Source organism: Actinobacillus equuli, from assembly GCF_900636745.1.
Classification (GTDB): Bacteria; Pseudomonadota; Gammaproteobacteria; order Enterobacterales; family Pasteurellaceae; genus Actinobacillus; species Actinobacillus equuli.
Map to the genome: position 1 here is coordinate 827,418 of NZ_LR134310.1, position 13,085 is coordinate 840,502.

Here is a 13,085-nt window from a genome sequence, read left to right on the forward strand (position 1 = left end):
TATTTTCCCTTACGCCCTATTTTCAGCATTAAAGAAAGCAACAAGCATTATTTTTGCCTATGATTAACCTAAAAAAACTACGTATTTTTTCGCTTGTTCATCTGAAATTTACGAAAAAAATCGTAGCTTTTCCCCTCTCGATTTTTAGATAACGCCATTATAACAAAAAAGCGGTCAGATTCTGCAATTTTTTTGCAAAAAATGACCGCTTCACTTTTTTATCGGCTAAAAGCCTTATTTGTTAGTATTTTGACGTTTATTATCTAATGCAAATGCGCCTGCGCCGACAAACACTAATAAGAAGAATACCACCGAGTATAACAGCGCTAATTCACCTTGGTTTACTAGAGGGAGGGCAATATTCTCCGCCGTTGCGTGCATAAAGAAATAAGCATACGCCATCATACCCGAAAGTAAAAATGCCACAGGACGCGTGAATAAGCCTAAAAGTAATAAAATACCGCCACCGATTTCTAAAATACCGCCGATACCGTACATTGACATTAACGGTACAGCACCGTTACCACCTGTCATTGATACCGGAAATTCAAAGAATTTTGCCGTACCGTGTAGTAAGAACATATAAGCTGCAACAATACGTAATAATGCTAATGCGTATGGAGTAAATTTTGCTAAGTTTGAGTTCATATTTTGCTTTCCTTTAAATAATAAGACTAAACAATAGAGGTACACATTTTATCTATTGAACAATAGAAGATAAATAGTCTTTTTATTGATAAACTATTTCCAATTTTGAAACAATTAACAGTGATATAGACAACAAAAAAGCGGTCAAATTTCAGCAAAATTTTGCAAAAATTCAACCGCTTGATTAAGTAGTTGTAATATAGAAGTCTTATATGAACTGATTAGAATTTAGTGACAAAATCAGCATAGCCGTCAATAAAGCCTTTTAACATCCCTGCTACAGCTTCAGAAACAAGCTCACCATTTTCGTTAAATACACCGTTGAAAATTCCACCAACGTTCGCTGCAAACGGCGCAACCGGCATATTAATAAATGCGCCAGAAGCCACTACACGTAATTGATCCGCTGCTCGCACACCACCAGACATTCCTGCTGCAACAGAAACGATACCGGCAGGTTTACCAAGCCATTTGCTTTGTCCCATCGGACGTGAACCTACATCAATTGCATTTTTAATCATTGCTGACATACCGCCGTTATGTTCAGGCGTAATCAATAATACACCATCAGCTTGTTCAATTGCGTTACGTAAACGAATGTATGCCTCAGGGCTATTTTCATCTAAATCACGATCATATAAAGGAAGATCCGCAATATTAACGAAATTTAATTGAAGACTTGCCGGCGCTACATTTTTTAAGTGATTCGCAACTAACTGACTAATTGATGTTTTACTGCCACTACCAACTAACACAGCGATTTGTTTTGCCATAATTAACGTCCTAAATTCTAAAAAATGAATAAAATTTTTCGAAAGTTATTCTATCGAAAAATTTTATTCATGTTTAGATAGCTTAGAGTGGATAAACTATTTACTCTTAGTAAATAATATAACCAAAAGCCCCCACATTTAGGAAAATGAGAGAATAGAATAGCTAAGAGAAAGAATATAGCGGTTATTTTGTAAAAAAATTGCCGAAATTGACCGCTTTTTTCGATTCTTTTTTGAAGCTTGCCAGATTTAAGGTAGAATCACCGCCAAATTTTCACATTTAATATGAGAACGCAATGACAACGCTATTAACACTCGAGCAAATTCAAGCGCTTGCCAAACAAGATATGCAAGCGGTAGATGCGGAGATTCTCGCTCAGCTTAACTCCGAAGTCGTTTTAATCAACCAACTAGGCCATTATATTATTGCCGGTGGTGGAAAACGTATTCGCCCGTTAATTGCGGTGCTTGCCGCTAACGCATTAGGTTATACCGGTAACAAACACGTTACCTGTGCCGCTTTTATCGAATTTGTCCATACCGCAACCTTATTACACGATGATGTGGTTGATGAGTCGGATATGCGTCGAGGCCGTGCAACGGCGAATGCCACATTCGGTAATGCCGCAAGCGTATTAGTCGGTGATTTTATTTATACGCGTTCATTCCAAATGATGACCAGTGTTGATTCACTTGAAGTATTAAAAGTGATGTCTGCTGCCACTAATGCACTTGCTGAAGGCGAAGTGCAACAATTAATGAATGTGAATGACCCGAATACTACCGAAGCGAATTATATGCGTGTTATCTACAATAAAACCGCACGCTTATTTGAAGCGGCGACACAATGTGTTGCGATTGTGGCAGGGGTAGAAAAATCGGTTGAAACAGCGTTGAAAAATTACGGGTGCTACCTCGGTACTGCCTTCCAATTAATTGATGATATTTTAGACTACTCGGCAAAAGCGGAAAGCTTCGGTAAAAATGTGGGTGATGATTTCGTTGAAGGCAAACCGACTTTACCATTGTTACACGCTATGCACGCTGCACAAGCGAAAGGTAATCAAGCACAAATGGATATGATTCGTTCTGCAATTGAAAACGGCGGAGAACGTGAACAAATTCCAGCCGTATTAGAAATTATGGCGGAACACCAATCACTTGAGTATGCAATGACTCGTGCTAAACAAGAAGCACAGAAAGCGGTTGATGCACTTACAGTTTTACCGGAAAGCGAATACAAACAAGCATTGATTTCTCTTGCTTATTTATCGGTCGATCGTTCGTATTAATAAGCGGTCAAATTTTTAGAATTTTTTACAATTTTTATGACAGAACAAAACCAACAACCTTTAGAGCATAAACAAGCGTTGCAACAAAAGAAAAAGCTAACGCGTAAAGGCAAGGATCCAAATGCACCTTTTGTGCGTGAAAAATTAACGCTTCCCGGCGGACATAATAAATTATTGTTGCATTCTTGCTGCGCCCCTTGTTCCGGCGAAGTGATGGAAGCAATCCATGCATCGGGTATTGAATTTACCATTTACTTCTATAATCCGAATATTCACCCAATGAAAGAATACCTGATTCGCAAAGAAGAAAACATTCGCTTTGCCGAGAAATGGGGCATTCCGTTTATTGATTTCGATGATGATTACGAGAATGATCGCCGTGAATGGTTTAAAAAAGCGGAAGGAATGGAATGGGAACCGGAGCGTGGTATTCGTTGTACGATGTGCTTTGATATGCGTTTCGAAAAAGCGGCGGAATACGCACACAATAACGGCTTCCCGGTTTATACCAGCTGTTTAGGTATTTCTCGTTGGAAAGATATGAACCAAATCAACGATTGCGGACATCGTGCGGCGGCAAAATTCGATGATGTGGTTTATTGGGATTACAACTGGCGTAAAAATGGCGGCTCGCAACGTATGATCGAAATCAGTAAACGTGAACGTTTCTACCAGCAAGAATACTGCGGTTGTGTATATTCTTTACGCGATTCGAATAAATGGCGTTTAGAAACCGGTCGTCAGCGTATTGAAATCGGTAAGCTCTATTATTCGCCGGATTAACACTATTTATAACGGATGCACAAAGTGCGTCTTAAATACCAAATTTACAAATAAGAGGAAAAAATATGTCAAATTTTGCAATGGTATTTCCAGGTCAAGGCTCACAAGCGGTCGGAATGTTAGCGGATCTTGCAACTGCATTTCCAATTGTAGAAGAAACCTTCAGACAAGCATCTGATGTTTTAGGTTACGATCTTTGGGATTTAGTCCAAAACGGTACTGCAGAAGATTTAGGTCAAACACAACGTACACAACCGGCGCTTTTAGCATCATCGGTTGCGATCTATCGTGTGTGGCAACAAAAATACCCTGAATTAAAACCGTCTGTGATGGCTGGTCACAGCTTAGGCGAATACTCAGCATTAGTTTGTGCGGGCGTATTAAATTTCCAAGACGCAATCAAATTAGTGGAATTACGTGGTAATGCAATGCAACAAGCTGTTCCGGCAGGTACAGGTGCAATGTATGCGATTATCGGCTTAGATAACGAAGCGATTATTAATGCTTGTGAACAAGCTCAAGCGGAAGTCGGCGAAATCGTTTCAGCAGTAAACTTCAACAGCCCGGGACAAGTGGTTATTGCCGGTACAAAAGCGGCTGCAGAAAAAGCGGGTGAATTATGTAAAGCGGCAGGTGCAAAACGTGCATTACCATTAGCGGTAAGCGTACCTTCTCACTGTGCATTAATGAAACCGGCTGCGGATAAATTAGCCGAAGCATTACAAAATATCACGTTAAACGCACCGGTTGTACCAGTTATTAATAATGTTGATGTTAGTGTAGAGACAGATGCTGAGGCAATTCGTAACGCACTCGTTCGCCAGCTTTACAACCCGGTTCGTTGGACTGAGACGGTAGAAAAAATGGCAAACGAAGGTGTTGCAACTCTTTATGAAATCGGCCCGGGTAAAGTATTAACCGGTTTAGCAGGTCGTATCGTGAAAGAGTTAAATGCCAAAGCAGTCAATGACGTGGCTTCATTAGAAGCTGCCGCACAGTAATATATAACGGACGCCAAGCATGGCGTCCCTACAATAAATAGGAGCAAGTCAAAAATGCAAGGTAAAATCGCATTAGTAACGGGTGCAACTCGTGGTATTGGTAAAGCTATCGCAGAAGAATTGGTAGCAAAAGGTGCAACCGTGATTGGTACTGCAACATCGGAAAAAGGCGCGGAAAGTATTTCTGCATACTTAGGCGAACACGGCAAAGGTTTAGTTTTAAACGTAACGGATGCAGCTTCTATCGAAGCCGTTTTAGCTCAAATTAAAGCGGATTTCGGTGATGTTGATATTTTAGTAAACAATGCGGGGATCACTCGTGACGGTTTATTGATGCGTATGAAAGAAGACGATTGGTTCGACATTATTCAAACCAACTTAACTTCTGTTTATCGCTTATCTAAAGCGGTATTACGTCCAATGATGAAAAAAGGCGGACGTATCATTACTATCGGTTCAGTTGTCGGCTCAATGGGTAACCCGGGGCAAACCAACTACTGTGCGGCAAAAGCAGGTTTAGTAGGCTTTTCTAAATCATTAGCAAAAGAAGTCGCTTCTCGTGGCATTACGGTAAACGTTGTAGCACCGGGCTTTATCGCAACCGATATGACTGACGAATTAAATGAAGATCAAAAACAAGCGATCTTAAGCCAAATCCCGGCAGCTCAATTAGGTTCTGCACAAGATATTGCGAAAGCAGTCGCATTCTTAGCAAGCGATGATGCAAAATACATCACCGGCGAAACTATCCATGTCAACGGTGGTTTATACATGAGCTAACCGCTACAGGCGGTCCATTTTTAGCCGAACTTTACTTTTTCGGTAAAGTTCGGTTTTGCTATTTTTCGGGTTTCTGTTTTTCCTTTCGTGTTTAATATTTGTTTATAAACAAATTAAAAGTGTGGTATGTATATGACTAAAAATACATTTGTGGTCGGCTTTATGCTGTTTGCCATTTTCTTTGGGGCGGGTAACTTAATTTTTCCGCCGAAATTAGGTTTTGAAAGCGGTGCGGATTTTTGGACTGCAACTATCGGATTTGTCATAACCGGGGTTGGTTTACCTTTACTTGGTATTATTGTGAGTGCTTCTTATAAAGGGGGCTACAAAGCAGCTTTACATCGTATTCATCCTTGGTTTTCACTTTTGTTCTTGGTAGCAATTTACTTAACTATCGGGCCTTTCTTTGCGATTCCACGTACAGCTGCAACCGCTTATGAAATGGCAGTATTACCATTTTTAGGTGAACAAACACCACTTTCGTTATTGATTTTTACTTTAGTTTATTTCTCATTAGCGATCTGGTTAAGTTTGAATCCTTCCAAAATGGTAGAGCGAATCGGATCTATTTTGACACCATTGCTACTCCTCGCAATTCTTGCGCTTGTTATCAGCAGTATTACAATGTTCTCAGGCAATCCAAGTAGTTCGAGCGTTATTGAAGCGCCAATGGTAAACGGTATATTAGCAGGTTATAACACCATGGATGCCTTAGCTTCCGTGGCATTCTCCGTTATTGTAATTAATGCGATTAAAAGTAAAGGTCTTTCGGACGAAAAAGCATTAAGCAAGCAAACTGCGATGGCAGGTATGATTGCGGCAATTTTATTAGCGTTAATTTATCTTTCTATCGGTTGGATCGGCAATAAATTACCAATTTCTGCTGATGTTGTTGCAGATTTAACGGCAAAGAAACAGGATCTTGGTACTTATATTCTTAACGTTGCCGCAACCCAAGCATTTGGTGATTTAGGCAGAACACTTTTAGGTGCGATTGTTTCGCTTGCGTGTTTAACCACTGCAATCGGTCTAATCGTTGCGGTAAGCGAATACTTCAATGAAATTTTTCCGAAAATTTCTTATAAAACTTATGCGCTTATCTGTACCCTAATCGGCTTTGGTTTAGCGAACCAAGGGCTTAGTGCGGTAATCAGCAAATCAATCCCAGTGTTACTGGTACTTTACCCAATTGCAATGTCAGTGATTTTTTTACTTTTATTGAATCTGTTTGTAAAGTTACCATTATTAGCATTACGCACATCATTGATTCTAGTGACAATTATCTCTATCCTATCAGTAGCTGGTGTCGGTATTACAGATAACTTACCACTCAAAGCATACTCAATGGAATGGCTACCGTTTGCGATAGGCGGATTAGTGATTGGCGCAATCCTTAGTCGTTTCGTAAGAGCGAAATAATTATATCGGGCAAGGTTATCCTTGCCCTTTGTTTATCTCAAATCTTTGGAGAAAATATATGCCTGAATTGCCGGAAGTTGAAACTAGCTTACGAGGTGTGGAACCTTATTTACAAGGTAAAACGATTAAACAAATTGCGATTCGAACCAATAAATTGCGTTGGGCTATTTCCGATGAGTTGCACCGAATGCAAGGGGCGAAAATCGTTTCATTATCTCGCCGTGCCAAATATTTAATTTTACATACCACACAAGGCGATATTTTGATTCACTTGGGAATGTCCGGCTCACTAAGTATTTTGCAGGAAAACCAACAAGCTGCCGGCAAACATGACCATGTTGACCTTATCACGCAAGATGGGACAGTTTTACGTTATAACGATCCTCGTAAATTCGGCTGTTGGCTGTGGACTCAAAATGCCGAACAACACGAATTAATTACTCGGTTAGGACCAGAGCCGCTATCGGAAGCTTTTACTGCTGAGTATTTATTTGCACGAAGCCGTAACAAAACCGTGGCAGTCAAAAACTTTATTATGAATAACGATATTGTGGTGGGTGTGGGTAATATCTACGCTTGTGAGTCACTGTTTATGGCAGGAATTCATCCGGAACTTGCTACGCAAAATCTGACTGAAAAACAATGTGAGCGCTTAGTGAAAGTGATTAAAGAAGTACTGACTAAAGCGATTCTTCAAGGCGGAACGACACTGAAAGATTTTATTCAACCAGACGGTAAACCGGGTTATTTCGCCCAAGTATTGCAAGTTTACGGCCGCAAAGGTGAAGCCTGTAATGATTGCGGCACAATCATTGAAGCAAAAGTTATCGGGCAACGTAATAGCTATTTCTGCCCTCGCTGCCAAAAGCTGCCTCGCTAATCAATGTGAACAATAAATGCCAATCGTAAAAAAGCGGTCAAATTTGACCGCTTTTTTGCAATTCGCTACATAAACCAACCGGTCGGCGTTACCGATTTGTTATCAAATAATTTTACCGCACCGTAGATAACTCGGAAAATATACCAAATTCCAATCGCCCAAATCACCAAGATACCAATGCCGATTAGTGACAGGACAATCCCTAAAATAGTACCGGCTAGCGTTCCCCAGAAAGTACGAATCAAGAAACACATATGATCGTAATAAGCCGTGCCTTGCATATCTGCACGCTTGATATACGCCAAGATTACACCGGCAATCGCCGGTAAACCGCCGAAAATAATGCCTAAGCCGAATAAGCCGTATGTGATATACATCACGGTACGTAATGAATCATTCGACGGTTGAAGAGAAAATTGTTCGTTCATTTATATCTCCTAAAAAAGTAACGGTTAGACTGAAGCATTTACAAAAAATTCCTCAAATCTAACCGCTTGTGATTATTGGTGATTATCTTCGTATAACCATTTCGCCACCGTTTTAGCGAAATAAGTTAAGATACCGTCCGCTCCCGCGCGTTTAAAGCAAAGCAAACCTTCCATTACGCATTCACGTTCTTTTAACCAACCGTTTTGAATCGCCGCCATATGCATTGCATATTCACCCGATACTTGGTAGGCAAAAGTCGGGACGCCAAAGGTTTCTTTTACACGCCACACCATATCCAAATACGGCATACCCGGTTTTACCATCACCATATCCGCCCCTTCTTGAATATCCATTGCCACTTCGTGTAAACCTTCATTCGCATTCGCCGGATCAACTTGATAAGTAAATTTATTACCGCCTTTTAAATTGCCTGCCGAACCGACCGCATCACGGAACGGGCCGTAATAATTTGACGCATATTTAGCCGAATACGCCATAATTTGCGTATTGATTAAGCCTTTCGCTTCAAGTGCTTCACGAATTTTACCGATACGGCCGTCCATCATATCGCTGGGTGCAACAATATCCGCTCCAGCTTCTGCGTGAGAAAGCGCCTGTTTTACTAATACTTCAGTTGTGATGTCATTCAGCACATAGCCTTCTTCATCAATAATACCGTCTTGACCGTGTGTCGTGAACGGATCTAACGCCACATCGGTCATCACGCCTAATTCAGGATACGCCGCTTTTAATGCACGTACCGCACGTTGTGCCAAACCTTCCGGATTGTACGCTTCTTCCGCCATCAGTGATTTTTTCGCATCACCCACTACCGGAAATAATGCAATTAGTGGCACGCCATATTTAACCAATTCCCCCGCTTCAATTAAAAGCTGATCAATAGTCAAGCGTTCCACTCCTGGCATTGACGGCACTTTCACACGTTGATTTTCACCTTCAATTACAAATACCGGATAAATTAAATCTCCGGCAGTCAATTGATTCTCTGCAACTAAACGGCGACTGAAATCGTGTTTACGTAAACGGCGCATACGGCGAGTGGGAAACGAAGTGTTAAGATATTGAGCCATAATTTCTTCCTAATTTTGCAAAATTTAATAAAAAATAACCCGCTTGTGAGCGGGTTTAGATTAATTAGCGATAGTTTCCTCTTGCTCATCTCTCGGCTTATAGAACTTCGAGAAAAACAACCCGACTTCAAATAGCAAACACATCGGAATGGCTAAAAGCGTCTGGGAGAAAATATCCGGTGGTGTTAATAGCATACCGATCACAAACGCCGCCACAATAATATAAGGGCGTTTTTCACGCAGATCATCGGCAGAAGTGACACCAGACCAACAAAGTAAAATGATCGCAACCGGCACTTCAAAGCAGATACCGAATGCTAAAAAAATGGTGAGCACGAAATCTAAATAGCTACTAATATCGGTTGCCATTTGCACCCCTTCCGGCGCGGTACTGGTTAAGAAACCGAATACCAATGGGAACACGACATAGTAAGCAAATGCGACACCTAAATAGAATAATAATGTACTTGAAACCAATAGCGGGTAAATTAATCGTTTCTCATGCTTATATAATGCAGGAGCAACAAATGCCCAAATTTGGTAAAGAATAAAGGGAACCGATAAAAATACCGCTACAACACCGGTCAACTTAATCGGGGTAAAAAACGGTGTAGCAACGTTGGTTGCAATCATGGTCGCCCCAGCCGGTAAATTTTCCGTTAACGGCGTAGCGAGCAAGGTATAAATATCATTTGCCCAATAAACTAAAGCACAAAAAACCACAAGCACACAAATAAAGCTACGGAGCAAGCGGTTTCTTAATTCAACAAGGTGGCTAATCAGAGGTTGAGATTGTTCAACTGACATTCTGTTTATCCTGTTGTTGTGATACTGATGAACTTGGCGTTGCCAGATCATCGTCAGGCGGATAATATGCGGTGAATTGCGATTCATCCAATTCGGCTTGCTCTGCGAGCTCTGCCGGAGATAACTCCGCAGTTTCTATCGTAGCTTCATCCTCAACAAGCGGTTGCTTTTCCAGATTTTTTTGCGATTCCGACACGGCAATTTGCTGTTCTTCTTGCTCAATTTTTGCTTGAATTTCAGCGACTTGCTCATCGGTTAATTTGGTAATTTCCCCTTTTGCTGAAGCGAGATCAGCCTGCATTTGTTGCGCAGATTGTTTTAAATCTTCCACCGTTTTGCTCAATTCGGGCGAAAGCGAACTTAAATTTAACGCTTCTGCTTTTTTAATACTTTCTTGCAGCTCTTGTAATTTAAGTTCTTGTGCTAATTCATTCTGCACGTTAGCGGCTAATCCTCGAATTGTACGAACCCAACCCATCACGGTACGAATAGCAACGGGTAAACGTTGTGGACCCAGTACAACCAGCCCCACAACGAAAATAAGTACTAATTCAGAAAAACCTATATCAAACACAATCTATGCCTGCTCTTTTTCTTTTGCTTTTTGTTCGGTAGCTGCAGCTTCTTTTGCTTCTACTTTCTCAAAACTAGCATCTTGAGGTTTCTCATCTGCCATTGCTTTTTTAAAGCCTTTCACAGATTCACCTAAATCCGTACCCAACGTACGTAATTTTTTTGTACCAAATAATAAAACGATAATTGCTACAATAATAAGTAATTGCCAAATGCTGATACCACCCATAAAGGTTCCTCTTTTTGTTTTAAGTTTAAGAAAAATTGTTTGTATTATATGTTACTTTTGTTTTCGTTTCCAAACAAAAGTAACGAAAGCAAATGAGCCTTATTTTCTTTGCAAGAACAAGGATAACAGAGCCACTGATAATAAACCGAGACTTACCCATAACGGTAAGTTATCAAATCGCCATAACACACCGATAATAATCAAACCGCTAATAATGCTTTGTACATTACGCGATTTTTGCTGCCCCTGCGCTTGCAAGGTTTTATTCAGCTCATCTAAGCGGAAATTAATCTGCTTCTGTTGCTGTAAGGCGTTGAATACCGCTTCCGGAAATTCGGCAAAATGTTCTCTAAATTGCGGCGCACGTTGTTTTAAATCACGTAAGATCGCCTTCACGCCCACTTGTTCATTCAACCAATTTTGTAAAAACGGTTTTGCGGTTTGCCATAAATCCAGCTGCGGATAAACCTGTCTGCCTAATCCCTCAATATAGAGCAAGGTTTTTTGCAGTAATACTAATTGCGGCTGCACTTCCATATTAAATTCACGTGCAACATTAAACAGATTCAGCAACACGTGACCAAAAGAAATTTCCGATAACGGTTTGGCGAAAATCGGCTCGCACACCTCACGGAAAGCCTGCTCAAACGCATCAATGTCAGTATCTGCCGGTGTCCAGCCCGATTCCACGTGCATTAACGCCACACGGCGGTAATCGCGATTAAAAAAAGCGACAAAACTTTCCGCTAAATAGCGTTTATCATTTTGATTCAGTGTGCCGACAATACCGCAATCAATGCCGATATATTGCGGATTTTCCGGATGATTCGGATTAACGAAAATATTACCGGCGTGCATATCGGCATGGAAAAAACTGTCACGAAATACTTGGGTGAAGAACACTTGTACACCACGTTCCGCCAATAATTTCATATCTGTACCGTTGGCTTTAAGCGTTTCGACATCCGACACCGGAATACCATAAATACGTTCCATCACAATCACGTTTTTATGGCAAAAACTTTGATACATTTCCGGCACATACAACATTTCGCTATTTTCAAAGTTATTGCGCAAGCGAATCGCATTTGCCATTTCCCGGGTCAAATCCAGCTCATCAAGTAACGTTTTTTCATATTCACGCACTACTTCGGTCGCACGCAAACGCTTCGCATCATTCGACAGACGAGGAATCCAGCTTGCCAAGCGATACATTAACGCAATATCCGCTTTGATAAGCGGTTCAATATCCGGACGAATCACTTTAATCACCACATCTTTGCCGGCAAGCGATTGATTTTGATTAAATTTTGCCGTGTGAACCTGTGCAATCGAAGCGGAGGCAAGCGCTTGCTCATCAAAGTCGTCAAACCAAGTTTCAAGGTTTCCGCCTAAGGCTTGTTCAATAATTTGACGGGCTAATTTACCCTTAAAAGGTTCAACCGAGTCCTGCAATAAAGCAAGCTGATCCGCTAATTCCGGCTCAAATAAATCACGGCGGGTAGAAAGCATTTGCCCGAGCTTAATCCACACCGGCCCCAACTCTTGCAAAGCTAAACGTAAACGCACACCGAACGGCTGATCTTTGTGCTGATTTCGCACCCAAAAGATCGCCTTACGTCCTAAACGAGCATGGCGAGTGAGCGGAATATCGGGAATGATTTCATCAATACCGTAACGCAGAAACGTAGTGATAATTTGATAAAGGCGGCGAGTATTGTTAAACGTCATGATTTATTCTCAAATTTTGCAAATTTTCGTTCAAATTCGACCGCTTGTTGCTCAAGCTCTGCAACTTGATCGTAAAAATTAACCGCTTGTAAGCGATGTACCAATACCGGACGCTCATTCATCAAATTATCTGCGATATGTTGATGATTCTGCTCAATTTGTCCTTTTAGTTTGTTAAATAGTTTTTTAGCAAAATCGGTTGAAGTCTGAGCCAACACATCGCCGACAAAAGGCGACAACAATTCGGCAGGATCTTTTTCCAATTCATCTAACAATGCAGTGAAATGTTGTAACACCTGAATATCGCCGTTCAGCACCAATGATTTATTATTAATCAGCTCGGTTAATTTGGCTTTATCGGCAAGTTTCGGTAAGGTTTCAAACGACAGTTGTACGTGGCAATCCGCTTCGCCTTCGTAAACCGACAGCCATTCCGCACGAGTTTCGCTAAAGATCAGATAAAAATTAACTGCCGGTGAAGTTAATTCAATATGTAAACACTTGCCCGCTAACTTACGTAATGCCGGCAATACGTGCGGCGAACGTTGAAGCAACGCATTAAAAGCGGTTTCTATCGCGCCGAACGCAAACTGCGGCAACATAAGCTGCTGTTTAAGTTGAGATAACATAGCGTATTCCTTGGATTACA

General features: G+C 41.0%; 15 protein-coding genes. 6 read left to right on the forward strand and 9 right to left on the reverse strand.

Going from position 1 to position 13,085, the window contains the following annotated elements; genetic code table 11:
- Positions 1-234: 234 nt before the first annotated feature.
- Positions 235-648 carry a DoxX family protein gene (locus EL121_RS03775; RefSeq protein WP_039197812.1) on the reverse strand — a complete coding sequence of 138 codons (414 nt, stop codon included), beginning with the start codon at positions 646-648 and terminating at the stop codon, positions 235-237.
- 221 nt (positions 649-869) lie between these two features.
- Positions 870-1,421 (reverse strand): NADPH-dependent FMN reductase, encoded by a 552-nt coding sequence (locus EL121_RS03780; protein ID WP_039197813.1) that lies wholly within the window; start codon positions 1,419-1,421, stop codon positions 870-872.
- A gap of 296 nt (positions 1,422-1,717) precedes the next feature.
- On the opposite strand from EL121_RS03780, the gene ispB reads away from it, so the two are divergent.
- The 6 genes from ispB to mutM all read left to right on the forward strand — a co-directional run bounded on the left by ispB (position 1,718) and on the right by mutM (position 7,576).
- Positions 1,718-2,713, forward strand: a complete 996-nt coding sequence (ispB, locus tag EL121_RS03785; RefSeq protein WP_039197814.1) for an octaprenyl diphosphate synthase — start codon at positions 1,718-1,720, stop codon at positions 2,711-2,713.
- Positions 2,714-2,749: 36 nt separating this feature from the next.
- On the forward strand, positions 2,750-3,496 hold the full coding sequence (locus tag EL121_RS03790; RefSeq protein WP_039197815.1) for an epoxyqueuosine reductase QueH: 747 nt from the start codon (positions 2,750-2,752) through the stop codon (positions 3,494-3,496).
- A gap of 65 nt (positions 3,497-3,561) precedes the next feature.
- Positions 3,562-4,497: an ACP S-malonyltransferase gene (gene fabD / locus EL121_RS03795; RefSeq protein WP_039197816.1), complete on the forward strand. Its 936-nt coding sequence runs from the start codon at positions 3,562-3,564 to the stop codon at positions 4,495-4,497.
- A 54-nt stretch (positions 4,498-4,551) separates the two neighbouring features.
- Positions 4,552-5,277: a 3-oxoacyl-ACP reductase FabG gene (gene fabG, locus EL121_RS03800; RefSeq protein ID WP_039197817.1), complete on the forward strand. Its 726-nt coding sequence runs from the start codon at positions 4,552-4,554 to the stop codon at positions 5,275-5,277.
- Between the two features lie 132 nt (positions 5,278-5,409).
- Positions 5,410-6,696 carry a branched-chain amino acid transport system II carrier protein gene (brnQ, locus tag EL121_RS03805; RefSeq protein ID WP_039197818.1) on the forward strand — a complete coding sequence of 429 codons (1,287 nt, stop codon included), beginning with the start codon at positions 5,410-5,412 and terminating at the stop codon, positions 6,694-6,696.
- Between the two features lie 58 nt (positions 6,697-6,754).
- A complete protein-coding gene (gene mutM / locus EL121_RS03810) occupies positions 6,755-7,576 on the forward strand; it encodes a bifunctional DNA-formamidopyrimidine glycosylase/DNA-(apurinic or apyrimidinic site) lyase (RefSeq protein ID WP_039197819.1) in 822 nt (273 codons plus the stop codon).
- A 65-nt stretch (positions 7,577-7,641) separates the two neighbouring features.
- Here the strand turns inward: mutM and EL121_RS03815 are convergent, their stop codons facing one another.
- From EL121_RS03815 to EL121_RS03845, 7 genes are all read right to left on the reverse strand, one after another.
- A complete protein-coding gene (locus tag EL121_RS03815; protein ID WP_018650859.1) occupies positions 7,642-8,004 on the reverse strand; it encodes a DUF4870 family protein in 363 nt (120 codons plus the stop codon).
- Between the two features lie 72 nt (positions 8,005-8,076).
- A complete protein-coding gene (hemB, locus tag EL121_RS03820) occupies positions 8,077-9,096 on the reverse strand; it encodes a porphobilinogen synthase (protein ID WP_039197820.1) in 1,020 nt (339 codons plus the stop codon).
- 60 nt (positions 9,097-9,156) lie between these two features.
- Positions 9,157-9,903 (reverse strand): twin-arginine translocase subunit TatC, encoded by a 747-nt coding sequence (tatC, locus tag EL121_RS03825; RefSeq protein ID WP_039197821.1) that lies wholly within the window; start codon positions 9,901-9,903, stop codon positions 9,157-9,159.
- Positions 9,893-10,477: a Sec-independent protein translocase protein TatB gene (gene tatB, locus EL121_RS03830; RefSeq protein ID WP_039197822.1), complete on the reverse strand. Its 585-nt coding sequence runs from the start codon at positions 10,475-10,477 to the stop codon at positions 9,893-9,895. The genes tatC and tatB overlap by 11 nt, the downstream gene beginning before the upstream one ends.
- Positions 10,478-10,480: 3 nt before the next feature.
- Positions 10,481-10,705, reverse strand: coding sequence for a Sec-independent protein translocase subunit TatA (gene tatA / locus EL121_RS03835; RefSeq protein WP_014992155.1), 225 nt, complete (start codon positions 10,703-10,705; stop codon positions 10,481-10,483).
- A gap of 99 nt (positions 10,706-10,804) precedes the next feature.
- The gene (gene ubiB / locus EL121_RS03840) at positions 10,805-12,436 is read right to left on the reverse strand and encodes a ubiquinone biosynthesis regulatory protein kinase UbiB (protein ID WP_039197824.1); all 1,632 of its coding nucleotides are present in this window, start codon (positions 12,434-12,436) and stop codon (positions 10,805-10,807) included.
- Entirely contained in the window at positions 12,433-13,065 is a 633-nt protein-coding gene (locus EL121_RS03845) for a ubiquinone biosynthesis accessory factor UbiJ (protein ID WP_039197826.1), read from the reverse strand. Before EL121_RS03845 ends, ubiB begins: the two co-directional genes overlap by 4 nt.
- Positions 13,066-13,085 lie beyond the last annotated feature (20 nt).